The sequence below is a fragment of the Thermomonas aquatica genome (assembly GCF_006337105.1).
Classification (GTDB): domain Bacteria; phylum Pseudomonadota; class Gammaproteobacteria; order Xanthomonadales; family Xanthomonadaceae; genus Thermomonas; species Thermomonas aquatica.
The window spans coordinates 2059458-2084604 of record NZ_CP040871.1 but is presented as its reverse complement, the minus strand read 5'-3'; the positions used below and the strand labels follow the sequence as shown (position 1 = coordinate 2084604).

Sequence of the window (25147 nt, the reverse complement as noted above, 5' to 3'; positions counted from 1 at the left end):
ATTGCCTGCCCGGCAGCCGCAAGACGCCATCGACGCCGTCCGATGCCGCGGGGGCGAAAGGTGTCGTCGCGGCATGGCATCGGGTGGACGCAGCGTCGACCGCCTCGCGCCACTGCGCCGGCGCGGCGGCGGGCCGCCCCATCATCAACCGACACGGAGATCCGGCATGAGCGCGCATTCGGACACGATCACCAGGCTCTATGCCGCGTTCGCGCGCGGCGATATACCGGCGGTACTCGCCGCGCTGGCGCCGGACGTGCGCTGGACGGAGGCGGAGGGGTTCCCCTACGGGGGCACCCATGTCGGCCCCGAGGCCGTGCTCCGCGACGTGTTCATGAAGCTCGGCTCCGAATGGGACGGCTACGCCGCCGTGCCGCAGGAACTGGTCGCCGACGGCAATACCGTGGTTGCGCTGGGTCAATACAGCGGGACGTACAAGGCTACCGGCAAGTCCTTCAGCGCACCGTTCGTGCACGTCTGGAAGTTCGACGGCGAGCGCGTGGCCACCTTCACCCAGCACACCGACACGGCCGTGGTGCAGCGCGCGCTCGCCTAGTCCGCGCGGGCGCGCTCAGTACGCGAATTCGCGGAACACCGGATCCACGCTGCCGTTCCACTCGCCATGGAACAGCGCCAGCTTGCGCTCGGCCGGGGTTTCGCCCGCCTCGGCGATTTCCAGCAGCGGTTCGATGAAGCCGGATTCGTCGACGCCGCAGGCATCCGCCCTGGCGCGACGCCGCAGCCCGGCATGGGCGATCTTCAGCGCCTCGACGGCGATGTCGCGCAGCGTGCCGTCGCGGAACGGCGTCTTCAGCGCATGCTTCGGCACGCCGTCGCGCAGGGCGTTGCGCTCGGCCATGCTGAAATCCTTGACCAGGTCCCAGGCCGCATCCAGCGCGGCATCGTCGTACAGCAGGCCGACCCAGAACGCCGGCAGCGCGCACAGCCGGTTCCACGGCCCGCCGTCGGCGCCGCGCATCTCCAGGAATTTCTTCAGCCGCACTTCCGGGAAGGCGGTGGTCATGTGGTCGTTCCAGTCGCGCAGGGTCGGCAGCGCGCCGGGCAGCACGTCGAGTTCGCCCTTGAGGAACTTGCGGAACGACTTGCCGCTGGCGTCGATGTAATCCTTTTTACCGTCCGCGCCGTCGCGATAGGAGAAATACATCGGCACGTCGAGCAGGTAGTCGACGTAGCGCTCGTAGCCGAAGCCGTCCTCGAACACGAAGTCGAGCATGCCGGTGCGGTCGCGGTCGGTATCGGTCCAGATGTGCGAGCGGTAGCTGAGGTAGCCGTTCGGCTTGCCGTCGGTGAACGGCGAATCGGCGAACAGCGCGGTGGCGATCGGTTGCAGCGCCAGCGAGACGCGGAACTTCTTCGCCATGTCCGCTTCGCTCGCGTAGTCGAGATTCACCTGCACCGTGCAGGTGCGGGTCATCATGTCCAGGCCGAGGGTGCCGACCTTGGGCATGTACTCGCGCATGATCTTGTAGCGGCCCTTCGGCATCCACGGCATCTGGTCGCGGCGCCACTTCGGCTGGAAGCCCATGCCGAGGAAGCCGAGCTGCAGTTCGTCGGCGACCGCGCGCACCTCGCGCAGGTGGCTGCCGACTTCCTTGCAGGTGTCGTGGATGGTCTCGACCGGCGCGCCCGACAGTTCCAGTTGCCCGGCCGGTTCCAGCGTCACCGAGGCCATGCCCTTGGTCAGCGCGATCAGCTTGCCGTGTTCCTCGTAAGGCGCCCAGCCGAAACGGGTCAGCCCTTTCAACAAGGCCTCGATGCCGCGCTCGCCCTCGAACGTGGGCGGCCGCAAGTCGTCGAGGCGGAAGCCGAACTTCTCGTGCTCGGTGCCGATCCGCCACGCAGCGCTCGGCTTCTCGCCGGACGCAAGCACCTCGACCAGTTGCCGATGGTCGGTGATCGGGGTGTCGCTGGCGTTGCTGGGTCCGGACATGCATGGCATCCGCGAAGGGTCCCGCAGCATAGCCCGCGCCGATGACCGCCGGCAGTGTGGCGCCCGGCCTTCAGTGTTCCGGCTGCATACGTATTCCCGGCCCGGCGTGTTGTCCCCTCGCAGCGCCGCTTGTAGCCTCGATCCGCATCCACTCCGGCGTTGATCCCATGCGCGTCCTGCTTGCCTGCTGCCTGTGGCTGTCCGTCTTCGCGCCACCCGCGCATGCCGCGCAGGTCGAACGCATCGAGCCGGCCAACTGGTGGGTCGGCATGCGCCACGACCGGGTCGAACTGCTGGTGCACGGCAAGGGCATCGCGGCGGCGACGCCACGCCTGTCGCATGCCGGCGTGGCCATCGTCGACGTGCAGAAGACCGACAACCCGAACTACCTGTTCGTCACGCTGGAGATCGCGGGCGATGCGAAGCCGGGCGGGTTCGAGATCGCCTTCGCCGAAGCCGGCAAGGTCGTGGCCACGCATCCGTGGCGGCTGGATGCGCGCGAGCCCGGCTCCGCGCAACGCCATGGCTTCGATGCCGGCGACGCGATCTACCTGGTCACCCCTGACCGCTTCGCCGATGGCGATCCATCCAACGACAGCGTGCCCGGCATGCGCGAAGCCGCGAACCGCGCCAATCCGAATGGCCGCCACGGCGGCGACCTCGCCGGCATCCGCCGGCACCTGGACTACATCGCCGGGATGGGCTTCACCCAGCTGTGGCCCACGCCGTTCCTGGAAAACGACCAGCCCGGATATTCCTACCACGGCTATGCGATCACCGACCTGTACCGCACCGATCCGCGGATGGGCAGCAACCAAGACGTGCGCGCGCTCGCGCGCGCGGCGAAGGCGAAGGGCATCGGCCTGATCATGGACGTGGTGCTCAACCACATCGGTTCGCAGCATTGGTGGATGCGCGACCCGCCGGCGCGGGACTGGATCAACCACGGCGGCAGGTTCGCGCCGACCAACCATCGCCGCACCGCCATCCAGGATCCGCATGCGGCGCCGGCCGATCGCCAGGCCTTCGTCGAAGGCTGGTTCGTCGACGCGATGCCCGACCTCAACCAGCGCAACCCGCACCTCGCCCGCTACCTGATCCAGAACACCCTGTGGTGGATCGAATACGCCGGGCTGTCCGGGATCCGCGAGGACACCTTCGGCTATGCCGACACGCAATTCCTCAGCGACTGGGCGAAGGCGGTGCTGGACGAATACCCGGACTTCGCCATGGTCGGCGAGGAATGGAGCATCAACCCGGCGGTGGTCGCGCACTGGCAGCGCGGCAAGGCCAACCCGGACGGGCACGTGCCGCACATGCCCAGCATGATGGACTTCCCGTTGAACCTGTCGCTGCGCACCGCGCTGGCGCAGGCGGACGGCTGGAACGGCGGCGTCGAAGGCGGCTGGATGCCGCTGTACGAGATGCTGGCCAACGACTTCCTGTACCCGGATCCGGGCCGGCTGGTGGTGTTCGCCGAGAACCACGATTCCTCGCGCCTGCTCGCCGACCTCGACGGCGACCTCGGGCTATGGAAGGTCGGCATGGCCTACATCGCGACGATCCGCGGAACGCCGCAGTTCTACTACGGTTCGGAAGTGCTGCTGCGCGGACCGAAACAGCGCGACGACGGCCTGCTGCGCGCGGACATGCCCGGCGGCTGGGCCGGCGACCGGGCCGATGCCTTCACCGGCGCCGGCCTCGACGCCCGGCAACGCGACGCCCAGGACTACATCCGCGCGCTCTACCAGTGGCGCAAGCGCACGCCGCTGCTGCACGCCGGCAAGCTGATGCACTTCGCCCCGGCGGACGACGTGTACGTGTATTTCCGCTACGACGAGCGGCGCTCGGTGATGGTCGCGCTCAACAAGCATGCGCAAGCCAGGACGCTGGCGCTGGATCGCTTCGACCGATTCCTGCGCGGCCGCAGCGCGCGCGATGCGCTGACCGGCAAGCCGGTGGCGCTGGGCGAATCGCTGCGCCTGCCGGGCAAATCGGCAACGCTGCTCGAGATCGAGTAAGCCTCAGATCTCCAGCCAGCCCGCCACCACCGCCCGCAGCTCGTCCACGCCCTGCTTGGTCTCGCCGGAAAAGGCCTGCACGCTGACGCTGTCGCCGTAGGTCGCGGACAGGTCCTTGCGCACCGCCTGCACGGTGTTCATCGCCGCCCCGCGCGAGAGCTTGTCGGCCTTGGTCAGCAGGGCGTGCGCGGGCAGGCCGCGGCGCATCGCGTAACCGATCATCGAGCGGTCGTAGTCCTTCAGCGGGTGGCGGATGTCCATCACCACCACCAGCCCGGCCAGCGCCAGGCGGCTGCCGAAATACCCGTCCAGGAATGCCTGCCAGTGCGCCTGCAGGTCCTGCGGCACCTTGGCATAGCCGTAGCCCGGCAGGTCGACCAGGTACTTGCCCTCGTGCGGCGGCAGGCCGAAGTAGACCAGCTGCTGGGTCCGCCCCGGGGTCTTGGACACCCGCGCCAGCGCGTTGCGCCCGCACAGCGCGTTCAGCGCCGAGGACTTGCCGGCATTGGAACGGCCGGCGAAGGCGACCTCACGGCCGCCGTCGGGCGGCAACTGGCGGTGGGTATGCGCGGCCAGCAGGTAGTCGGCGCGGTTGAACGGATTGGGGATGGCCATGGCCATAGGATGACACGTCGCCCGCCGCACCCGCCCCGGCTCGGTTTGACCGGTTCCGGCACCGCGACGATAATTCCCCGGTTCAGCAGCCACCCGGCTGCCTTCTTCAAAGCGTGGAGTTCCGCATGCGTCTTGTCCGCCATGGTCTCGTCGGTGTTGCCTGCCTCGCGCTGGCCGCTGTCGCCTATGCCCAGAGCACCGCCGTCGCCGTGCCCGACAATGCGCCGGTGCAGGCCGCGCCGCTGGACGACAAGCCGGCGACCTGGGGCGATGCCAAGGCCGGCCAGGCCAAGGCCGGCGCCTGTGCCGCCTGCCACGGGCTGGACGGCAACGCCATGCAGCAGAACGCGCCGCGCATCGCCGGCATGCCGGAGCGCTACATCGCCCAGCAGCTGGGCATGTTCAAGCACGGCGAGCGCACCACCGGGCTCGCCGCGATCATGGCACCCTACGCCGCCCCGCTGTCCAACCAGGACATGCGCGATGTCGGCGCCTGGTTCGCCTCGCAGCAGGCCGGTTCCGGCGTTGCCGACGACACCCTGATCGCGAGCGGCCCGAACAAGGGCATGAAGTTCTACCAGGTCGGCGAGAAGCTGTACCGCGCCGGCGACACCGCCCGCGGCATCCCCGCCTGCATGGCCTGCCACGGCCCCTCCGGCGCCGGCAATCCGGGCCCGGCCTATCCGGCCGTGCATGGCCAAGCCTCCGCCTACGTGGCGCGCCGGCTCGAGGAATACCGCGCCGGCACCACCACCGCCAAGGACGTCGCCCATTTCAACCTGATGGCGAGCGTGGCGAAGACCCTGACCGACGAGGAAATCCAGTCGCTGGGCAGCTACGTGCAGGGCCTGCACGCGCGCAGCGCCGGAACTTCCAAGCCCGCATCGGGTCACTGATCCGCGGCGCCCGCTTCATCGGAAATTGAGGCGGGCGCGTCCATGCCCGTCCGCCACCCTGCCGAGAGGTCCGATCCGATGCGCGCGATCCTGCTGTCCCTGTTCCTGCTGGCTGCCGCCGCACTCGCGCCCGCGCATGCCCAGCAAGCCGCGCTGCCCGGCCTGACCGAAGGCGTCGACTACACCCTGATCGCGGACGGCAAGCCGTATCGCCCCGTGCCGGGCAAGATCGAGGTCGCCGAGGTGTTCGGTTACTGGTGCCCGCATTGCGCGCATTTCGCGCCGCTGCTGGAGAAGTGGAAGGCCGGCATGCCGGCCAATGCCCAGCTGGTGCTGGTGCCGGCGATGTTCGACCCGAACGATGCCTTCGCGCGCCTGTTCTTCATCGCCGAAGGGGCCAAGGCGGTCGACCTGACCCACGCCGGCGTCTTCCGCGCGGTGCACGAGACCAACGAATTGCCGCGCAACGCCAGCATCGCCCAGCTCACCGCCTACTATTCGCGCCAGCCGGGCGTGAACGCCAAGGCCTTCGCCGCCGCGCAGAACGACGAGCGCACCCTGCAGGCCAAGGCCGCCAACGCACGCGAATTCCAGATGCGCAGCAAGATCCCCGGCACGCCCTCGCTGGTGATCGCCGGCAAGTACCTGGTGCTGGGCAACAGCTACGACAGCCTGCTCGCCAACGCCAGCCGCATCCTCAAGGCCATCGGCCCGGCCGCGAAGGCGCCCGCCGCGAAGAAGCCCGCGGCCCGCAAGCCCGCCGCCAAGCCCCGTACCTGACCCGCAAGCACAACGGATATCGCCATGACTTCACGCCTTGCCCTGCTGCTCCTCGTCCTGCTGCCGCTCGCCGCCTGCAAGAAGGACGCGCCGGCCCCGGTCGATCCGGCCCAGCCGCCCGCAGCGGACGCCCCGGCCGCGCAGCAGGCCAGCGCCGAGGACCCGGCCCGCAAGGCCGCCGGCGAAGCCGCGGTCAAGGCCGCCGAGGAAGCCGCCGCCAAGGCACCGCCGCCGGTGGCCGGCACCGATTACGTGGAAATCGCGAACGGCCAGCCCTTCGATACCACCGATGGCCGCATCGAGATCGCCGAGATCTTCGGTTACGTCTGCCCGTTCTGCGCCGCGGTGCAGCCGATCGTCAGCGCCATGCACGCCAAGCTGCCGCCGGACGTGCACATGGTCTTCGTGCCGGCCGCGTTCGGCGGGCCGTGGGACAACTACGCCAAGGCCTATTACACCGCCGAGGCGATGGGCCTGGTCGACAAGACCCATGACGCGATGTTCCGCGCCATCCACCTCGACAAGACCCTGAAGGGCGAGCGCGGCATGGACACCCCGGAAGACATCGCCGCGTTCTATGCCGCCTACGGCGCCGATCCGAAGCAGTTCACCAGCAGCATGGCCAGCTTCGCGGTGGCGGCCAAGGTCAACCGCGGCAAGCAGTACATCCTCGGTGCGTTCACCAATGGCGACAGCCCGAGCACGCCGACCTTCGTGGTCAACGGCAAGTACCGGGTGAAGGGCAAGTCGATGGACGACATGTTCCGCATCCTCAACCAGCTGGTGGTCGCCGAACGCGCCAAGAAGGGTGCGGCCGCTCCGGCTCCGGCGCCCGCCTCGGCGGCGACCGCCGAAGCGCCTGCCGCCGCCCCGGCCCGGCAATGATCCACGGCGCGCAGCCGGCATGAGCACACGCCGGCTGCGCCTGCTCAGCGCCAACATCCAGGCCGGTTCCAGCACGCGCGGCTACCACGACTACGTCGCCCGCAGCTGGTCGCACGTGCTGCCCGCCGGCAACAAGCGCGGCGCGCTCGACGCCATCGCCGAACTCGCGGGCCGCCACGACATCGTCGGCCTGCAGGAAGCCGATCCCGGCAGCCTGCGCTCCGGCTTCACCAACCAGACCCATTACCTGGCCGAACGCGGCGGCTTCGCCTACTGGAGCCACCAGCCGAACCGGCGGATGGGCGGCGTGGCCTCCAGCGCCAACGGCCTGCTCAGCAAGTTCGAGCCGCGCGAGGTGGCCAACCACGCCCTGCCCGGCCGCGTGCGCGGGCGCGGCGTGCTGCTGGCGAGCTTCGGCAACGGCGAAGCCGCGCTGACGGTGGCGGTGGCGCACCTCTCGCTGGGCGCGCAATCGCGGCGCGCGCAGCTCGAGTTCATCGCCGAGCTGCTCGGCGACCATCCGCACGCCGTGTTGATGGGCGATTTCAACTGCGATCCCGACCGCCCGGAAATGCAGCCGTTGTACCGCCACACGCGGCTGCAGCCGCCGGCGGATTGCGTGCCCACCTTCCCCTCGTGGAAGCCGCAGCGCGCGATCGACCACGTGCTGGTCACGCCCGCGCTGGCGATCGCGACGATGCAGGCGCTGCCGGCGGCGCAATCGGACCACCTCGCGCTCTCGGTCGAACTCGACGTGCCGGAACGCGCGTTCGAGTGAGCGCGGCCGCCGGGGACGCTAGCGCAGCGCGCTCCACGCGAAGCTGCTGCCGACCAGCAGCATGAACAGCGCGAACACCCGCTTCAGCGCGAGGCCGCTGATCGCATGCGCCAGGCGGGTGCCGTACGGCGCCGCCAGCACCGAAGCCGCGGCGACGCCGAGCGCCGCCGGCAGGTAGACGTAGCCCGCGCTGAAGGCCAGCGGCAATGCCCCTGCCGGCGCCTGCAACGCATAGCCGAGCGCACTGCCGATGCCGATGAAGATCCCGCAGGCGGACGAGGTGCCGACCGCGCGTACCGGCGTCACCCCGCGCCAGACCAGCAGCGGCACGGTCATGCTGCCGCCGCCGATGCCGACCAGCGCGGACAGCGCACCGATCAGCGCGCCCGCGATGCTGTAGCCCGGCCCGCGCGGCACCAGCCGCGCATCGCCGCCGGCCTGCGCGCGCGACAGCAGCATCTGCGCGGCGACGATGAAGCAGTAGCTCGCCACGCACCAGCGCAACACGTCGCCATCAAGGCCGATCGCGACCCGACTGCCCAGCCAGCCGCCGAGCAGCACGCCCGGCACCATCCACGCCACCGTCGGCCAGAGCACGCTGCCGCGCCGATGGTGCGCGCGCGCCGACGAGGCCGCGGTGAGCACGATGCTCGCCATCGAACTGGCCAGCGCCACGTGCATCGCCACGTCCGCGGGCACGCCCTGCTTCGGCAGCAACCACGCCAGCGCCGCGACCAGCACCAGCCCGCCGCCGATGCCCAGCAAACCGGCCAGCACGCCCGCGCATGCGCCCAGCAGCAGGTACAGCAACAGCCATCCGGTCATCGGCGATCCACGGAAAAATGCGTTCAGAAATGCTCGGCTATAGTCGGGTGATGCACAAGCCAAAGCCCCTGCTGCTCGCCTTGCTGCTGGCCAATCTCTGCTTCGCCGGCAACGCCTGCGCGCAGGCGCCGGTGCCGCCGCCACGCGCGGCCAATCCGCCGGCACGCATCGCGATGCCCGATGCCGCGCTGCGCGCCGCGTTCGAAGCCGCCGCGCGCGGCACGCTGGATGCGGCGACCTTGTCGTCCTACGCCGAGCAGCCCCTCGCCGGCTGGCTGGAATACGCGGCACTGCGCCGCGATTTCGCCAGCTTGCCGGTGGAACGCGGCAGCGCGTTCGTCGCGAAGTATCGCCGGCGCGACCCGGCGCTGGCCGAAGCCTTCCGCGCCGACTGGCTGGCCGCACTGGCGCGGCGCAAGGAATGGCCGGCCTTCCTCGCGCTGTGGGACAACGACATCGACGACGATGCGATGCGCTGCGCGCGACTCAACGCGACGCTGTCGCTGGGCCGCACCGATGCGCGATGGAGCAACGATGCGCAGGCGCTGTGGCGCGGCAGCGGCAAGTCGCTGCCCGACGATTGCGATGCGCCGTTCGCGCAACTGGCGGCGCAGGGCAAGCTCACCGACGCGCTGCGCTGGGAGCGCATCGACAAGGCGATCGCCGAGACCCAGCCCGGGGTGATCCGTTCGATCGCCCGCGGCCTTGGCGGCAACGACGCGACATTGGCGAACGCGTACGCGGCCTATCTCGACGACGCGAACGGCAGCATCGACGCCTGGCCGAAGGACGCGCGCAGCCGCCAGGTGGCGTCGCGCGCGCTGGCGAAATTGGCGAAGGCCGCGCCGGACCGCGCCGAAGCGCTGCTGCCCGGCATCGCCCAGGCGCTGGGCATGAACGAGGACGAGCGCGGCCGCGTGCTGTACCAGGTCGCGCTGTGGACGGTGGCGTCGTACGGGCCGGAGTCCGCGCGCCGCCTCGCCGCGGTGCCGGACAGCGCCTACGACGCCAACCTGCACGAGTGGCAGGCGCGCGAGGCGATGGCGCGCAGCGACTGGCGCGCGGCGCTGGCCGCGATCCGGCGGATGGATGCGGCGCAACGCAGCGATTCGCGCTGGACCTGGTTCGCCGCGCGCACCAGCGAGCTCACCGGCGACGCCGCCGGCGCCAAGGCGCTGTACGCGCAAGCCGCGCAGAAGGCCGACTTCCACGGTTTCCTCGCCGCCGACAAGCTCGACCAGCCGTATGCGCTGTGCCCGTGGCAACCGACGGCGGCACCGGCCGCGAAGCAGGCCATCGCCCGCGATCCGGCCATCGTCCGCGCGCTGCAGCTGTTCGCGCTGGACCGCAAGGGCTGGGCGCAGCGCGAATGGGACGAGGCGCTGTCGCGCTATTCCGACGAGCAGCGGCGGATCGCGGTGGAGGTGGCGCAGGACAACGGCTGGTTCGACCGCGGCGTGTTCGCCCTGGTCAATGTCGGCGGCAAGCGCTATCCGGAGGAAACCCGGCTGTACCGGTTGCGCTTCCCGCTGCACCACCAGGACACGCTCCGCCGCGAGGCCGCGCGCAACCGCCTCGACCCGGCGTGGATCGCCGCCGAGATCCGCGCCGAATCGGTGTTCGATCCGAATGCGCGTTCCGCCGCCGACGCACGCGGCCTGATGCAGATCCTGCCCGGCACCGGCGCCGACGTCGCGCGCAAGCTCGGGCTGGCCTGGGGCGGCGGGCAGAGCCTGTACGACGCCGACACCAACATCACCCTCGGCAGCGCCTACCTGCGCCAGCTGATGGACAAGTACGGCGGCAAGCCCTACCAGGTGATCGCCGGCTACAACGCCGGGCCGGTGCCGCTGGGGCGCTGGATGTCGCAACGCCCGGCGATGGACGCGGATTTCTGGATCGAGACCATCAGCTACAAGGAAACCCGCGAATACGTGGCGCGCGTGCTGAGCTTCAGCACGGTCTACGACTGGCGGCTCAACGGCGATGCGCTGCGCCTGAGCGAACGCCTGCTCGGCCGCGGCGATGGACCGCGCAAGGCGTTCGCATGCGCCGAGGCGCAAACCGCACCGCCGAGGAGCGTCCCCGCGCCGCGCCGGCGTTGAGCCGGAAAAAGCCGGCCTGCCCCTTGCCGAGCATGCGGCGGCGGGCGTACCTTGGCGGCGCATGGCTACGCGCGTCCATTACGGGGGGCCGCGCGATGCGGGCGGACCCGGCTCAGGGACCGGACCGGGCAACGACTTCGTGTCGGCGCTGTTCGCCACCAGTTCACTCGAGGACATCGAGGACATCGCCGCGCGCGAGGCGACGGCGCGCTTCGGCCTGTGCAAGCTGCGCCTGCACCTCAATCCCACCGCGCCGGTCCGCACCGATGCCGCCGATGCGTCGGTGGTGCGGGTGCCGCCGCGCGCACGGCGCACCACCCGCGGCCGCCAACGCCGCCAGTTCGAACTGTCGGGCGGCGCCATGCTGTCGGTGGAATGGCCGCCCGAAGGCGGCCCCGACCTGGCGTCGGCGGCATGGCGGCAGTTCCTGGCGCTGGTCGCGGCGCGCGTCGGCAGCGCGCTGGAACTCCGCGACCAGCGGCTGGCCGCCGAGCGGCTGGAGAAGACCGCGCGCCTGCAGACCGCGCTGTACGCGATCGCCAACCTCGCCTCGGCCGGGCTGGAGATGGCGGACATGCTGCGCCGCATCCACGACGTGGTGGGCGAACTGATGTATGCCCGCAACCTCCTCATCGCGCTGTACGACCACGAGCGCGGCAGCATGCGCTTCGTCTACTTCGCCGACGAACAGGACGGCCGCAAGGTCGATCCGGGGCAGGAGTACCCGGCGGAGCGGCTGGGCAACAGCCTGACCCTGAGCGTCATCCGCGCCGGCCGCCCCGCGCTGGGCCCCTCGCGCGAGCTGTGCAAGGCGTTCGGCTTCGACGAGAACAACCGCGAGTACGGGCCGGGCGCCGCAGACTGGCTGGGCGTGCCGATGGTCGCCGACGGCGCGGTCCGCGGCGCGATCGTGGTGCAGAGCTACGACCAGCCCAACCGCTACACCCAGGACGACCTGGCGCTGCTGGAATTCGTCGCCCAGCACATCCTGATCGCGCTGATGCGGCGCCAGGCCCACGACGAACTGGAGCGCCGGGTCGAGGAGCGCACCCGCGCGCTGACCGCCGAAGTGCAGGAGCGCCAGCGCGGCGAAAGGCTGCAGGCGGCGCTGTACGGCATCGCCGAACTGGCCAGCAGCGACCTGGGGATGGAGCAGATGCTGCGGCGCATCCACCTGGTGGTGGGCGAGCTGATGTACGCGCGCAATTTCTACATCGCGCTCTACGACGGCGAACGCGACAGCGTGCGCTTCATCTACTTCGCCGACGCCAAGGACACCAACATCTACGAGACCGACCGCGAGGTGCCGGCGGAGAAGCTGCGCGACAGCCTGACCCTGGGCCTGATCCGCCAGGGCGAGCCGGTGCGCGGCCCGGCGCACGAGGTCGCGCGGGCGTTGCGGATCGGCAGCGGCATCGGCCTGGGCACGCCGGCGCTGGATTTCCTCGGCGTGCCGATCGTCGGCGAAAGCGGCGCGCGCGGCGCGGTGGTGGTGCAGACCTACGAGCCCGGCGTGCACTACACGGCGGAGGACAGCACCCTGCTGGGCTATGTGGCGCAGCACATCATGACCGCGCTGGAGCGCAAGAAGCTGCAGGCCGAGCTGGAACGCCGCGTGGAGGACCGCACCCGCGAGCTGGCGGCCGCGGTCGGCGAACTGCGCGAGCAGGTCAGGGTGCGCGAACAGGCCGAGCAGCGGCTGATGCACGAGGCCCTGCACGATGCGCTGACCGGCCTGCCCAACCGCACCTGCTTCTACGTGGCGCTGGAACACGCGCTGGCGCGCCTGCACCGCGACGAGAGCCAGCGTTTCGCCGTGCTGTTCCTCGACCTGGACCGCTTCAAGGTGATCAACGACAGCGTGGGCCACCTGTTCGGCGACATGATGCTGAAGGAGGCCGGCATCCGCCTGGCCGGCTGCGTGCGCGCCAACGACATGGTGGCGCGGCTGGGCGGCGACGAATTCGCCATCCTGATGGAAGGCATCGCCGCGCCGGAAGACGCCTGCCACACCGCCCAGCGCACGATCCAGGCCCTGGCCGAACCGATGCTGATCGGCGGCAAGGAATTGTTCACCTCGGCCAGCATCGGCATCACCATCGGCGAGCGCCGCTACCGCAAGGCCGAGGAACTGCTGCGCGACGCCGACGTCGCCATGTACCGCGCCAAGGCGCACGGCCGGCAACGCTTCGAGATCTTCGACGAAGGCCTGCACCAGGAGGCGCTGCACCTGCTGGAGCTGGAAAGCGACCTGCGCCATGCGATCCAGCGCCGCGAGTTCGAATCGCACTTCCAGCCGATCGTCGACCTGCGCGACTGCCGCGTACTCGGCTACGAATCGCTGCTGCGCTGGAACCACCCGCGCCGCGGCATGGTGCTGCCGGGCGAATTCCTGAAGGTGGCCGAGGACAACGGCAGCATCGAGCAGATCGACTGGCAGATGCTGGCCAATACCTGCCGCGACATCCCGGCGCTGCGACTGGACGACCGCTACGTGACCCTCAACGTCTCGCCGCGGCGCTTCCGCTCCCCGCAGCTGGCGCAGCGCCTGCTGGAGGAACTGGCCGCGCACGGCATCCCCGCGCGCAACGTGCGGATCGAGGTCACCGAGGACGCGCTGCTCGACAACCCCGACCAGGTCTTCACCACCCTGGACACGCTGCGCCGCGCCGGCGTGCTGGCGGCGCTCGACGACTTCGGCACCGGCTATTCCTCGCTCAGCTACCTGCACCGCTTCCCGCTGCACGCGTTGAAGATCGACCGCTCCTTCGTCCGCGAGCTGAGCTCCGCGCACGAAGGCGGCAGCGCCGCGGTGGTCCGCGCGGTGCTGGCGCTGGCCAACACGCTGGGGCTGGAAGTGGTCGCCGAGGGCATCGAAACCGAAGCCCAGCGCGCGATCCTGCTCGAACTCGGCTGCGAGCGCGGGCAGGGCTTCCTGTTCTCGCGGGCGCGCAGCGCGCAGGAATGGCAGGCGGCGCACGCCTAGCCGCGCAGCGGCATCGCCGGCGGCGGGGAACATGGCAGCCCGCAACGGCGAACCGGCGGAATCGGGCATCATCGCGGCATGGCGAACGCCCTCCCCGACAACGCGCGCGTCTACCTGGTCGGCGGTGCGGTGCGCGACGCGCTGCTCGGGCTGGTCCCGGGCGACCGCGATCACGTCGTGGTCGGCGCCTCCGTGCAGGACATGCTGGATGCCGGCTACAGGCAGGTCGGCCGCGATTTCCCGGTATTCCTGCACCCGCTGAGCGGCGAGGAATACGCGCTGGCCCGCACCGAACGCAAATCGGCGCGCGGCCACGCCGGCTTCCTGGTGCACGCCGATCCCTCGGTGACGCTGGAGCAGGACCTGCGCCGGCGCGACTTCACCGTCAATGCGATCGCGCGCGACGCGGGCGGCGGCCTGGTCGATCCGTTCGGCGGCGCGCGCGACATCGAGCGCCGCGTGTTGCGCCATGTCGGCGAGGCCTTCGCCGAGGATCCGCTGCGGGTGCTGCGCGCGGCGCGCTTCATGGCGCGTTTCGCGGCGCTGGGGTTCAGCGTCGCGCCGGACACGCTGGCGCTGATGCGGGCGATGGCCGCCGATGGCGAACTGGCCGAACTCACCCCGGAACGGGTCTGGCAGGAACTGGCGAAGGCGCTGCGCAGCGCGCGCCCATCGGTATTCCTGCGCACCCTGCGCGAGGCCGGCGCCCTGCGCATGGTGCTGCCGGAAGTGGATGCGCTGTACGGCGTGCCGCAGCGCGCGGAATTCCATCCCGAGGTCGATACCGGCGCGCATGTCGAACTGGTCTGCGACATGGCGGCGGCGCTCGCGCCCGGCGACGACCTGATCGGCTTCGCCGCGCTGGTCCACGACCTCGGCAAGGCGTTGACCCCGGCCGACGAACTGCCCAAGCACGTGATGCACGAACTGCGCGGCATCGCCCCGGTCGTCGCCCTGTGCGAACGGCTCAAGCTGCCGGCCGAACACCGCGACCTCGCCGTGCTGTGCAGCCGCGAACACCTCAACGTGCACCGCATCGACGAACTCAAGGCCGCGACCGTGCACGAATTGATCGCCCGCTGCGACGGTTTCCGCAAGCCGCGGCGCATCGACCAGCTGGCCACCGTCTGCGAAGCCGACAAGCGCGGCCGCGCCGGCCTTGCCGACGCGCCGTATCCGCAGGCCGGGACGCTGCGCCGGTTGCACGCGGCGGCGATGGCGGTACGCGGCGCGGACGTCGCGCAGGGACTGAGCGGGACCGCGGTCGGCGAAGCCTTGCGCAAGGCGCGGATCGAGGCGATCGGGCTGGCGCAGCGCGCGGCTTCAGATGACCACGCGCCAGCCGCGCCGCGCCATGCCCCAGGCCAGCACCCACCAGAAGCCGACGAAGCAGATCGCGAAGGCGAGTGATGCGGCCTCGTCGCCGCAGATCGGCGCAAGCAGCGGCTGCAACAGGCCGCGATACGCCGCGGCGAACAGGCCGGACCGTTCGAGCACGCAGGCCATCGCCCAGGATCCGGCATAGGCGACGATCGCGTTGATGCCCATGCTGCGGCCGAACGGGCGCCAGCCGCGGCGATCGAACAAGGCATGGCAGGCCGCCAGCAGCAAGCTCGCCCAGCCCGCGGACCACACTGCGTAGGACGGCGTCCACAGGTTCTTGTTCCATGGCAGCAGCAGCGCCCACGCCGCGCCGATGGCGAGCGCGGCCAGGCCCGCGGGCAACAGGCCGCGGCCATCGCGCTCGCGCAGCAGCATGCCGGCACGCATGCCCAGCAGCGTGCTGGCGATCGCCGGCAAGGTGCTCAACAGGCCTTCCGGATCGTGGCCGCGGCCGCTCGCGGCGTCGAACTCGTAGACGCGCGGCCCCAGCATCCATGCGTCGACGCGGCTGACCACGTTGTCCAGCGGCAGGGTGCCGCCGGTCGTGGCGAGCAAGGCCCAATAGCCCAGCAGCAACACGGCGATCGCCAGCCATTGCCCGCGCGGCCGCAAGTACAACTGCGCGCTTGCGGCCGCGCCGAAGCACAGCCCGATCCGCTGCAGTACGCCCCACGGGCGGAAATGCGGCTTGTCGTAGGCCCACATCGCCAGCGCGTGCAGGGCCAGGCCCAGCAGCGCCAGCCGCGATGCGCGCAGCCACGCTTTCGCCAGCGCCTGCCGGCGCAGCGCCGGATCGTCGGCGAGGCCATGCATCGCCAATGCGGTCGAAACGCCGACCAGGAACAGGAACAGCGGGAAGACCAGGTCGGTCGGCGTGCACCCGTTCCACTGCGAATGCCGCAGCGGCGCGTAGACATGGCTCCAGTCGCCGGGGTAGTTGACCAGCAGCATCGCCGCCACCGCCCAGCCGCGCAGTGCGTCGACCGAGGCGAAGCGCGGCGCGCGCGCGGCGCTCACCGTTGCCGCCACTCCGGCTCGCCGCCGATCCAGGTCGCGCGCACTTGCAGCGCAGCGTCGAGCAGGACCAGGTCGGCGCGATGGCCGGCGGCGATCCGCCCGCGCGCATCGTCGATGCCGAGGAATTCGGCGGGATAGGTCGAGGCCATGCGCACCGCCTCGTCCAGCGGCAGGCCCAGCATCGCCACGCTGTTGCGCACCGCGCTGGCCATGTCCAGCGCCGAACCCGCCAACGCGCCCGCCGCATTGCGCACCACCCCGTCGACCGCGGCGATGGTTTCGCCGTACAGGACGAAATCGGGCGTGTCCGCGCCGACCATCGGCATCGCGTCGGTGACCAGCAGGAGTTTCCCGCGCGGCTTCGCCGCCAGCGCCACCCGCAGGCTGGCCGGATGCACGTGCACGCCATCGACGATCACGCCGCACCATGCGTCGCGGTCTTCCAGCGCGGCGCCGACCGCGCCGGGCTCGCGTCCCTGCAGCGGCGACATCGCGTTGTACAGATGGGTGAAGCCGGTGATGCCGGCCTCGATGCCGGCGCGCGCCTGTTCGTAGCTCGCCGCGGTATGCCCTGCGTTGACGATCGCGCCGCGCGCGACCAGCGCGCGGATCGCCCGTTCCGGCACCCGCTCCGGCGCCAGCGTGACCAGGGTCAGGCCGTTGTCGAGCGAAGTCGCCAGCGCGATGTCGTCGGCATCCGGCACGCGGAACTTGCCGGCATCGTGCGTGCCCTTGCGCGAGGGCGCGAGGTACGGGCCTTCCAGGTGGATGCCGAGCACGCCGGGCACGCCCTGCGCGATCGCGTCGCGCACGGCGTCGATGGCGACGCGCATGGTGTCGCGGTCGTCGCTGATCAGCGTGGGCAGCAGCCCGGTGGTGCCGAACCTGCGGTGCGCGCGCGCGATGGTGCGCACGGCATCCACCGTCGGCGTGTTGTTGAGCAGCGCGCCGCCGCCGCCGTTGACCTGCACGTCGATGAAGCCGGGGACCAGCCAGCCGCCGTCGAGGTCGACGACTTCGGCATCGGCCACCGCCGCGTCGCCGGGCAGCACGGCCGCGATGCGCCCGCCATCGACCAGCACCACGCTGTCGTCGTCGAAGCCGTCCGCCAGCAGGACGCGCGCATTGCGCAACGCGGTGGCCATCAGACCGTTTCCGTGACCTTGTTGAGGTGCGGCGGGCGGTCCGGATCGTAGCCGCGCGCCAGCGAGAGGGCGTTCGCCATGCGGTAGAAACTCTGCGCCAGCAGCAGCGGCGCGCAGGCCGGATGCGGCGCGTCGGCGACCGGCAAGGCGATGCCGGCATCGGCCGGCGCCTGCCGCGCGGCCAGCCAGACCTGCGCGCCGCACGCGCGGAACTCGCGCGCCAGCGCCACGGTGCCGGCTTCGGTTTCGTCCGGCTGGGCCAGGATCAGCACCGGGAAGCCGGGGCCGACCAGCGCCATCGGCCCGTGCTTCACCTCCGCCGAACTGTAGGCCTCGGCATGCAGGCCGCAGGTCTCCTTGAACTTCAGCGCGGCCTCCTGCGCCACGCCCAGGCCCATGCCGCGGCCGAGCACGAACAGGTTGCGCGCAGCGACCAGGCCGTCGCAGGCCGCGGACCAGTCGCAGTGCCAGGCCTCGCGCAGCGCATCCGGCAGGCGCGCGAGCGCATCCACTAGATCCGGCCGCTGCGACCAGCTCGCGCCCAGCTGCAGCACCGCCGCCAGCGAAGCCAGGTAACTCTTGGTGGCGGCCACGCTGCGCTCGGGGCCCGCATGCAACGGCAGCACCCAGTCCGCCAGCGCGGCCAGCGGCGAATCCTCGACGTTGACCAGCGCCACCACCCGCGCGCCGGCCGCGCGCGCGGCCTCGGCGTTGCGCAGCAGGTCGGGGCTCTTGCCGGACTGCGAGATCGCCAGGAACAGCGCGCCCTCGAGCCGCAGCGGCGCCTCGTACACCGAACCGACCGAGGGCGAAGCCGAGGCGGTGACGATCCCCAGCTGGGTCTCGAACAGGTACTTCGCATAGGTGGCGGCATGGTCGGAACTGCCGCGCGCGCAGGTCACCACGAACGGCGGCGGCGCGGCGCGCAGCGATGCCGCCAGCGCCTCGACCACCTCGCGGTTGCGGGCGAATTGCCCGGCCACCACCTCGGCGGCTTGCGCGGCTTCGCGCGACATCCAGGTGGACGCGGGATCGATCGGGCCGGGCATTGCGGACATCAGGATTCTTGGCGGGGATTGGGGCGCAGGCGCACCGGGCCGGTGGAGCCGCGCACCACCAGTTGCGGCGCGAAGCCGTGGTTCTGCTGGGCGATCGCGTTCTCGCCGTCGTTGCGCAGGCTGGCGATCAGCATCCGCGCCGCATAGCGTGCGATGTCGCCGGTCGCCTGCTTGGCGGTGGTCAGCGCCGGCCACGACTGGCGCGAGAACGGGCTGTCCTCGAAACCGGCGATCGACAGTTCGTACGGCACGTCCATGCCCACCGAACGCGCCGCGGCCAGCACGCCGGCGGCGATCTCGTCGTTGCAGCCGAAGATCGCGGTGGGCGGTTCGCGCAGCGCCAGCAAGCGGCGTGCGCCGCGGAAGCCGTCGTCGAAGGTGTAGTCGCCCTTCACCACCAGGTGGCGGTCTAGGGTGATGCCGTAATCCTTCAACGCCTGCTCGTAGCCGAGGTAGCGTTCCGAGCTGGAGCGGTGTTCCTCGCTGCCCCACAGGAAGCCGATCCGCTGGTGGCCGAGCTGGATCAGGTGCTCGGTGATCTCGTAGGCGGCGTCGCGGTCGTCCACGTACACGCAGGGATGGCCGTCCTGCGGATCCTGCGCCGCGGCGATGATCCGCGCGATGCGGATGCCGCGCGCTTCCAGCGCCTCGACCAGGTCCATGCGCTCGGACATCGGCGCGGTCAGCACCAGCCCGGCCAGGCGCGAGCGCTGAACGAATTCGGCGAGTTCTTCCGCCAGCAGCGGCGAGGTCGAATCGCAGGGATAGATCTGCAGGCCGAAGCCGGTCTCGCGGCAGGCCGACAGCACGCCGTTCTGCAGGCCGATGATGTGGTACGAGTTGGGGTTGTCGTACACCAGCCCGATCACGAACGCGCTGGAGCTGCGCAGGTTGCGCGCGGACGGATCCGGCTCGTAGTCGAGTTCGGCGATCGCCTGCAGCACCCGCGCGCGGGTCGCGGGCAGCACCGATGGCTCGTTGTTGATCACCCGCGAGACCGTCTTCAACGACACCTTCGCCAGTTCGGCGACGGTGCGGATGGTCGGCTTGCGCCCGCTGCTTTCCTCTTCCATGCCCTGGCTCCCGTCGCGCTCAGCCGCCCGCGGCCAAGCCCGCGCGGTGCCCGCGCATCGCATAGAACAGGATATACAGGTAGCAGGGCACCACCAGCGCGGCGAACACCGCCTGGAAGTCGTGGTGCTGCTTAAACAGCGCGAACAGCTGCGGGACCACCGCGCCGCCGGAGATGCCCATGACCAGCAGCGCCGAGCCCATTTCGGTGAAGCGGCCCAGTCCGCGGATCGCCAGCGGGAAGATCGCCGGCCACATCATCGCGTTGGCGAAGCCCAGCGCGGCGACGAAGCCGACCGAGGCATAGCCCTTGGTCAGCAGCGCGCCGATCGCCAGCAGCATGCCGAACACCGCCGACAGCGCGAGGTAGCGTTCCTGCGACAGCACGCGCGGGATCAGCACCAGCCCGGCCAGGTAGCCCAGCAGCATCGCGGCCAGGGTGAACGAAGTGAAGAACTTGGTGCTGTCCAGCGGCAGGCCGAAGCCCTGGCCGTAGATGACGATGGCATCGCCGGCCATCACCTCCACGCCGACGTAGACGAAGATGCACAGCGCGCCGAGCAGCGCATGCGGGTAGCGCAGGATGCTGGCGCGGCCGCCCGTGGCGCCCGCGGCTTCGGCGTTGGCTTCCTCCGCGCGCAGCTCCGGCAGCGGCGAATACAGGATGCCGACCGCGAGCAGGGCGAGCAGCCCGGCCATCGCCAGGTAGGGCGTGTGCACCCGCGCGGCGAATTCGGACAGCAATGCGTCCTTGCCGGCGGCGTCGGTGGCGGCCACCTGCGCGGCCAGGTCGCCCATGCCGTGCAGCACGAAGGCGCCGATCAGCAGCGGTGCGAGGATCCCCGCCACCTTGTTGCAGATGCCCATCACCGCGATCCGCTGCGCCGCGCTGTCGATCGGGCCGAGGATGCTGATGTAGGGATTCACCGCGGTCTGCAGGATCGCCAGGCCCGCGCCGATCACGAAGATCCCGGCCACCGCGCCCGGATACACGCGCATGGTGGTGAATTCGCCGAACACCGCCGCGCCCACCGCCATCACGAACAGGCCCAGCGCCATGCCCTTCTTCATCCCGGTCGCACGCAGGATCGCCGACGACGGCAGGGCCAGGCAGAAGTAGGAGATGTAGAAGGCGCTCGGGATCAGGAAGGCCAGGCTTTCGCTCACGTCGAACGCCAGCTTGGCGAACGAGATCAGCGGCCCGTTGAGCCAGGTCACGAATCCGAAGATGAAGAACAGTGCGCCGACGATCGCGATCGAGGTCAGCGGGTTGGAACGTTCGATCGTGGCGGCAGGTGCGGACATCACGGGCTCCAGGACATTCGTTGGCACGGCGTGCGGATGCGGATGCGAGACGATTCGATGTCCGCATGGACTCTGACAGACCAACGTTGTCATAGATTCCGTGCAAATTCCACATGCAGTCCGTTCGGCGCCGATCGTTTCGCGCATTTTTTCTGCTGCAGCGCAGTATCAATGCCTGTCCTGACGGACGGAATCGATGTCCTGGTCGCGTCATCATTGTCAAATTTGCGCACAATTCGATCTCAAAAATAGATGAATGCGCGAAAATATCGTGATTCCGCTGCGGCGTAACGAAAGAATGACGGGATATCTTGACAACGTTGTCATGGCGTCGACAGACTCGATTCCACCCGGATCCGCATGCGGATCCGTCGTCCGGAGTCGAAGTTGGGAATCCAGCACCATCCACTGCCGCTTGGCGAAGACATCCGCACCGCGCCGGTCCTGCTGGCCGCGGACGTGGGCGGCACACATGTCCGCATCGGACTGATCCGCACCGGCACGGACGCCTCGGGGCCGGTCGAGGTCCTGCATTACCGCAAGTTCGCCTGCGCCGACTATCCCGGCCTGGCCGAAGTGCTGGCGACCTACATCCTCGAAGCCGGCGATGTCGCGGTGCGGGTCAAGGCCGGCGCGATCGCCTGCGCCGGCCACGTGATGCCCGACGGCCGCTTCATCTCGGCCAACCTGCCGTGGCCGATCGCGCCGGCCGAGATCCTGGCCCGGCTGGGCTGGAACGACCTGCAGGTGGTCAACGATTTCGAGGCGGTCGCGCATGCGGCGACGCGCGCCGACGCCAGCGCGTTGATGCTGCTGTGCGGCCCGGCCGCGCCGATGCCGGGCCCGACCCTGGTGCTCGGCCCCGGCACCGGCCTGGGCGCCGCCCTGCGCATCCCGACCGAGGGCCGGCCGCTGGTGCTGGCCACCGAGGCCGGCCATGCCGCGCTGACCGCCGGCACCGAACTGGAAATGGCCGTGCTCCGCGAATTCCAGAAGGAACGCGGGCACGTGCCGATCGAACACGCGTTGTCCGGCCCCGGCCTGATGCGCCTGCATGCGGCGCTGCGCAAGCTGCACGGCGATCGCGGCGGCTACGACACGCCGGAACAGATCACCACCGCGGCGCTGGCGGGCGATCCGCGCGCCAGCGAAACCCTGGGCGTGTTCTGCGGCCTGCTCGGCAGCACCGTCGGCGACATGGCCCTGCTCTACGGCGCGCATGGCGGGATCCTGCTCGCCGGCGGTTTCCTGCCCAAGATCCGCGAATTCCTGGCGCACAGCAGCTTCGCCGCGCGCTACCTCAACAAGGGCGCCATGCGCACGGCGCTCGAACGCATTCCGGTACGGCTGGTCGAGCACGGGCAGCTCGGCGTGATCGGCGCGGCCCGCTGGTACCTGGACCATCAAGGCAGGAACCCGTGATGGACACCGGATAGCCACGGACGCGCACCACGCCACGCCCGCGCGTGGCCGACATCAACGGACGCCGCCCACCACGGACGACCGCAACGCAATCCAAACGAGGGGAACACACATGAAGCTCCGCAAATCCGTACTCTCCGCCGCGATCGTGCTCGGCCTCGGCGCCGCCCAGGCGCATGCGCAGGACGCGGCCAATGGCCAATCCGCCGATACCCCGAAGGACCTGGACAAGGTCGTGGTCACCGGCATCCGCGGCAGCGTCGAAAAATCCCTCGACGTGAAGCGCGATGCCAAGGCGCACGTGGAAGTGGTGAGCGCCGAGGACATCGGCAAGATGCCCGACAAGAACGTCGCCGACTCGCTGCAGCGCCTGCCCGGCGTGACCATCAGCTCGGCCGGCGCCAGCGAGGGCGGCTTCGACGAGAACGACCGCGTGTCGATGCGCGGCACCAATCCCAGCCTGACCCTGACCCAGATCAACGGCCATCCGGTGAGCTCCGGCGACTGGTTCGTGCTCAACCAGAGCGACAACGCCGGCCGCAGCGTCAGCTACACCCTGCTGCCGTCGTCGCTGGTCAGCCAGGTGGTGGTGCACAAGACCTCGCAGGCCAAGCTGGCCGAGGGCGGCGTCACCGGCAGCGTCGACATCATCACCCGCAAGCCGCTGGACTTCGCCAAGACCTTCACCGGCAACGTGTCGATCGGCGGCGTGTATTCCGACCTGCCCGGCAAGACCGACTCGCAGTTCAGCGCGCTGCTGAACTTCCGCAACGAAGCCTCCACCGCCGGCGTGATGCTGCAGCTGTTCGACGAGAACCGCAGCCTGCGCCGCGATGGCGTGGAAGTGCTGGGTTACGACCGGATCTCCAACGCGGCGGGCTCGCCGACCAAGCCGGTCGCCGACGCGCATCCCGACCTCAACGGCGTGTGGTACCCGCGCATGATCGGCGCGGCGCTGTTCGAGCAGAAGCGCGAGCGCCGCGGCGGCCTGCTGGAAGCGCAGTTCAAGCCCAGCGACGACTTCACCATCGACTTGTCGGGCTTCGTCTCCAAGCTCGACGCTTCCAACTACAACCGCAACTACCTGCTGTACAACCCGCGCACGATCGGCGCCGGCGTCTCGCCCGCGCCCGGCTACGTGGTGCGCAACAACACCTTGGTGTCGGCGGTCATCCCGGGCGCGGCGGGCACCCAGTACGGCCTGTACGACATGATCGCCCGGCCGGACGAGAAGGCCAGCACCACCTACCTCTCGCTGGACGCCGCCTGGCGCGTCAGCGACAGCTTCAACCTGGACTTCAAGCTGGGCACCTCCACCGGCCATGGCGAGACCCCGACCCAGAACGTCGCCGAATGGCGGGTCGGCGGCACCGGCGCTTCGTGGGGCCTGAACGGCATCGACGAAGCCGCCTCGTTCTCGCTCAACGAGAACACCTCCGCACCGCAGCCCAACCTCGCGCTGGACTGGATCTTCGGCCTGCAGAACCTCGACATCGAGGACAAGGACAAGTGGGGCCAGGTCGACGCCGAATACTTCTTCGACAAGGGCGCGCTGAGCTCGCTGGAATTCGGCGTGCGCTTCGCCAACCACGACCGCGAATCGAGCAACGTGATCGCGCAGGGCCCGGGCTGCATCAACTCCAGTGGCGCGGTGGTGCCGTTCGACTGGTCGCAGGCGTACTGGTGCCCGGCGGGGACGCGTTCGCCGGCGGATCCGGCCAACTGGCCCGGCTCGCATTCCAACTATCCGGGCGACTTCGGCAGCGGCTTCGGCGGCAGCTTCCCGCGCAACGTCTGGTATTTCAGCGCGGACGACATGGCCGCGTACAACGCCCTCACCACCCGCGACCCGGTCGGCCGCCGCTACCCGGTGTACGAGTTCGGCCTGAAGGAAAAGACCAGCGCCGCCTACGCGCAGTTCAACCTGGAAGGCGACCGCTGGAACGGCAACGTCGGCGTGCGCGTGGTCAAGACCAGCCAGGACGTCCTGCAATACCTGGCCGGCGGCACCACCGGCACGCCGGGCGCGATCCAGGGTTCGGCGTTCGGCATCTATACCCCGCAGGTCGTCGGCAACGACTACACCGACGTGCTGCCCAGCGCGAACTTCAAGTTCGACATCACCGACGACCTGGTGGCGCGGCTTGCGGTGACCAAGACCCTGGCCCGCCCCGACTATTCGGCGCTGGCCGGCGGCCTCAGCCTGTCGCCGCCCAACGGTCCCAACGACGTCGGCGGCGGCTCGTCCAGCAACCCGAACCTGAAGCCGATCCGCTCGACCAACTTCGATGCCGCGCTGGAGTGGTACTACGCGCCGCGCGCGCTGCTGTCGGCCAGCGTGTACTACATGGACCTGTCCAGCTACATCGGCCGCGGCCAGAGCACCCAGCAATTCCTGACCTTCGACCAGGCGCATCCGGACGGCTACCTCGGCAACTACCTGGTGACCTCGCCGATCAACACCAAGGGTTCGGTCAAGGGACTGGAACTGGCGGTCGAACAGCCGATCGGCGACAACTTCGGCATCAGCGCCAACTACTCCTACACCAACGCCAAGGAAGACAACGGCCATCCGCTGCTGGGCGCGTCCAGGAACGTGTTCAACCTGATCGGCTACTTCGAGAACGACCACCTCAACGCGCGCATCGCCTACAACTACCGCTCGCATTTCTACAACGGCATCGACCGCCTGTCGGCGTTCAACCAGGACGACACCCGCAACGTCTCCGCCTCGATCGGCTGGAAGTTCAACGACATGGTCAGCATTTCGCTGGACGGCATGAACCTGACCAACGAGAAGCTGAAGTACTACGCGGAGAACACCGACCAGCCGCGCGGCATCTACACCAACGGCCGCCAGTACTACTTCAACGTCCGCTTCAGCTTCTGAGGCGGCGCAAGCAC

General features: G+C 70.0%; 18 protein-coding genes and 1 pseudogene. 11 read left to right on the top strand and 8 right to left on the bottom strand.

The genetic code is table 11. The annotated features are described in order from the left end of the window. Window positions 1-166: 166 nt before the first annotated feature. Complete coding sequence (locus FHQ07_RS09830; protein WP_139716630.1) at window positions 167-556, top strand: nuclear transport factor 2 family protein; 390 nt, start codon at window positions 167-169, stop codon at window positions 554-556. 15 nt (window positions 557-571) lie between these two features. Here FHQ07_RS09830 and FHQ07_RS09825 read toward each other — a convergent pair whose 3' ends face one another. Beyond that, window positions 572-1951 (bottom strand): glutamate--cysteine ligase, encoded by a 1380-nt coding sequence (locus FHQ07_RS09825; RefSeq protein ID WP_139716629.1) that lies wholly within the window; start codon window positions 1949-1951, stop codon window positions 572-574. A 167-nt stretch (window positions 1952-2118) separates the two neighbouring features. On the opposite strand from FHQ07_RS09825, the gene FHQ07_RS09820 reads away from it, so the two are divergent. Next, a complete protein-coding gene (locus tag FHQ07_RS09820) occupies window positions 2119-3972 on the top strand; it encodes a glycoside hydrolase family 13 protein (protein WP_139716628.1) in 1854 nt (617 codons plus the stop codon). Between the two features lie 3 nt (window positions 3973-3975). Here FHQ07_RS09820 and yihA read toward each other — a convergent pair whose 3' ends face one another. After that, window positions 3976-4587 (bottom strand): ribosome biogenesis GTP-binding protein YihA/YsxC, encoded by a 612-nt coding sequence (gene yihA, locus FHQ07_RS09815; RefSeq protein ID WP_425476905.1) that lies wholly within the window; start codon window positions 4585-4587, stop codon window positions 3976-3978. Between the two features lie 125 nt (window positions 4588-4712). On the opposite strand from yihA, the gene FHQ07_RS09810 reads away from it, so the two are divergent. The 4 genes and pseudogenes from FHQ07_RS09810 (at window position 4713) to FHQ07_RS09795 (ending at window position 7926) form a co-directional block, all read left to right on the top strand. Beyond that, window positions 4713-5483: a c-type cytochrome gene (locus FHQ07_RS09810; RefSeq protein WP_139716626.1), complete on the top strand. Its 771-nt coding sequence runs from the start codon at window positions 4713-4715 to the stop codon at window positions 5481-5483. Window positions 5484-5561: 78 nt separating this feature from the next. Continuing rightward, the gene (locus FHQ07_RS09805) at window positions 5562-6263 is read left to right on the top strand and encodes a thiol:disulfide interchange protein DsbA/DsbL (RefSeq protein WP_168191535.1); all 702 of its coding nucleotides are present in this window, start codon (window positions 5562-5564) and stop codon (window positions 6261-6263) included. Window positions 6264-6287: 24 nt separating this feature from the next. Next, window positions 6288-7064: pseudogene (locus FHQ07_RS09800) on the top strand (thiol:disulfide interchange protein DsbA/DsbL); the annotation flags it as partial. 103 nt (window positions 7065-7167) lie between these two features. Next, entirely contained in the window at window positions 7168-7926 is a 759-nt protein-coding gene (locus FHQ07_RS09795; protein WP_139716623.1) for an endonuclease/exonuclease/phosphatase family protein, read from the top strand. A gap of 18 nt (window positions 7927-7944) precedes the next feature. Here FHQ07_RS09795 and FHQ07_RS09790 read toward each other — a convergent pair whose 3' ends face one another. Next, a complete protein-coding gene (locus FHQ07_RS09790) occupies window positions 7945-8751 on the bottom strand; it encodes a sulfite exporter TauE/SafE family protein (protein WP_240703463.1) in 807 nt (268 codons plus the stop codon). 50 nt (window positions 8752-8801) lie between these two features. Between FHQ07_RS09790 and FHQ07_RS09785 the strand changes: the two genes are divergently transcribed. From FHQ07_RS09785 to FHQ07_RS09775, 3 genes are all read left to right on the top strand, one after another. Then, window positions 8802-10856, top strand: coding sequence for a lytic transglycosylase domain-containing protein (locus tag FHQ07_RS09785; protein WP_139716622.1), 2055 nt, complete (start codon window positions 8802-8804; stop codon window positions 10854-10856). Window positions 10857-10917: 61 nt separating this feature from the next. Next, window positions 10918-13842, top strand: a complete 2925-nt coding sequence (locus FHQ07_RS09780) for a bifunctional diguanylate cyclase/phosphodiesterase (RefSeq protein ID WP_206202316.1) — start codon at window positions 10918-10920, stop codon at window positions 13840-13842. 78 nt (window positions 13843-13920) lie between these two features. Continuing rightward, window positions 13921-15252: a multifunctional CCA addition/repair protein gene (locus FHQ07_RS09775; protein ID WP_139716620.1), complete on the top strand. Its 1332-nt coding sequence runs from the start codon at window positions 13921-13923 to the stop codon at window positions 15250-15252. Here the strand turns inward: FHQ07_RS09775 and FHQ07_RS09770 are convergent. Genes FHQ07_RS09770 through FHQ07_RS09750 form a run of 5 tightly spaced genes read right to left on the bottom strand, consistent with a single transcriptional unit; the run spans window position 15166 to window position 20821 of the window. Then, window positions 15166-16242, bottom strand: coding sequence for an acyltransferase family protein (locus FHQ07_RS09770; RefSeq protein WP_139716619.1), 1077 nt, complete (start codon window positions 16240-16242; stop codon window positions 15166-15168). The two genes, FHQ07_RS09775 and FHQ07_RS09770, sit on opposite strands and share 87 nt — an antisense overlap. Continuing rightward, window positions 16239-17387: an N-acetylglucosamine-6-phosphate deacetylase gene (nagA, locus tag FHQ07_RS09765; protein ID WP_139716618.1), complete on the bottom strand. Its 1149-nt coding sequence runs from the start codon at window positions 17385-17387 to the stop codon at window positions 16239-16241. The genes FHQ07_RS09770 and nagA overlap by 4 nt, the downstream gene beginning before the upstream one ends. Next, a complete protein-coding gene (locus tag FHQ07_RS09760; protein WP_240703604.1) occupies window positions 17387-18436 on the bottom strand; it encodes an SIS domain-containing protein in 1050 nt (349 codons plus the stop codon). The genes nagA and FHQ07_RS09760 overlap by 1 nt, the downstream gene beginning before the upstream one ends. Window positions 18437-18444: 8 nt before the next feature. Further along, window positions 18445-19518 carry a LacI family DNA-binding transcriptional regulator gene (locus FHQ07_RS09755; RefSeq protein WP_139716617.1) on the bottom strand — a complete coding sequence of 358 codons (1074 nt, stop codon included), beginning with the start codon at window positions 19516-19518 and terminating at the stop codon, window positions 18445-18447. A gap of 19 nt (window positions 19519-19537) precedes the next feature. Further along, the gene (locus FHQ07_RS09750) at window positions 19538-20821 is read right to left on the bottom strand and encodes a sugar MFS transporter (RefSeq protein ID WP_139716616.1); all 1284 of its coding nucleotides are present in this window, start codon (window positions 20819-20821) and stop codon (window positions 19538-19540) included. Window positions 20822-21214: 393 nt separating this feature from the next. Between FHQ07_RS09750 and FHQ07_RS09745 the strand changes: the two genes are divergently transcribed. Then, a complete protein-coding gene (locus tag FHQ07_RS09745) occupies window positions 21215-22243 on the top strand; it encodes a glucokinase (RefSeq protein ID WP_240703603.1) in 1029 nt (342 codons plus the stop codon). Between the two features lie 112 nt (window positions 22244-22355). Further along, the gene (locus tag FHQ07_RS09740) at window positions 22356-25133 is read left to right on the top strand and encodes a TonB-dependent receptor (protein ID WP_139716614.1); all 2778 of its coding nucleotides are present in this window, start codon (window positions 22356-22358) and stop codon (window positions 25131-25133) included. The last annotated feature ends 14 nt before the right edge of the window (window positions 25134-25147 follow it).

Bases quoted from the DNA above. Each gene is read 5' to 3' on its own strand.
- FHQ07_RS09795 (WP_139716623.1), top strand. From the start codon at position 7,168: ATGAGCACACGCCGGCTGCGCCTGCTCAGCGCCAACATCCAGGCCGGT.
- FHQ07_RS09760 (WP_240703604.1), bottom strand. From the start codon at position 18,436: ATGCCCGGCCCGATCGATCCCGCGTCCACCTGGATGTCGCGCGAAGCC.
- FHQ07_RS09755 (WP_139716617.1), bottom strand. From the start codon at position 19,518: ATGGAAGAGGAAAGCAGCGGGCGCAAGCCGACCATCCGCACCGTCGCC.
- FHQ07_RS09790 (WP_240703463.1), bottom strand. From the start codon at position 8,751: ATGACCGGATGGCTGTTGCTGTACCTGCTGCTGGGCGCATGCGCGGGC.
- nagA (WP_139716618.1), bottom strand. From the start codon at position 17,387: ATGGCCACCGCGTTGCGCAATGCGCGCGTCCTGCTGGCGGACGGCTTC.
- FHQ07_RS09785 (WP_139716622.1), top strand. From the start codon at position 8,802: ATGCACAAGCCAAAGCCCCTGCTGCTCGCCTTGCTGCTGGCCAATCTC.
- FHQ07_RS09805 (WP_168191535.1), top strand. From the start codon at position 5,562: ATGCGCGCGATCCTGCTGTCCCTGTTCCTGCTGGCTGCCGCCGCACTC.
- FHQ07_RS09830 (WP_139716630.1), top strand. From the start codon at position 167: ATGAGCGCGCATTCGGACACGATCACCAGGCTCTATGCCGCGTTCGCG.
- FHQ07_RS09775 (WP_139716620.1), top strand. From the start codon at position 13,921: ATGGCGAACGCCCTCCCCGACAACGCGCGCGTCTACCTGGTCGGCGGT.
- FHQ07_RS09750 (WP_139716616.1), bottom strand. From the start codon at position 20,821: ATGTCCGCACCTGCCGCCACGATCGAACGTTCCAACCCGCTGACCTCG.
- FHQ07_RS09825 (WP_139716629.1), bottom strand. From the start codon at position 1,951: ATGTCCGGACCCAGCAACGCCAGCGACACCCCGATCACCGACCATCGG.
- FHQ07_RS09810 (WP_139716626.1), top strand. From the start codon at position 4,713: ATGCGTCTTGTCCGCCATGGTCTCGTCGGTGTTGCCTGCCTCGCGCTG.
- FHQ07_RS09820 (WP_139716628.1), top strand. From the start codon at position 2,119: ATGCGCGTCCTGCTTGCCTGCTGCCTGTGGCTGTCCGTCTTCGCGCCA.
- FHQ07_RS09740 (WP_139716614.1), top strand. From the start codon at position 22,356: ATGAAGCTCCGCAAATCCGTACTCTCCGCCGCGATCGTGCTCGGCCTC.
- FHQ07_RS09780 (WP_206202316.1), top strand. From the start codon at position 10,918: ATGGCTACGCGCGTCCATTACGGGGGGCCGCGCGATGCGGGCGGACCC.
- yihA (WP_425476905.1), bottom strand. From the start codon at position 4,587: ATGGCCATCCCCAATCCGTTCAACCGCGCCGACTACCTGCTGGCCGCG.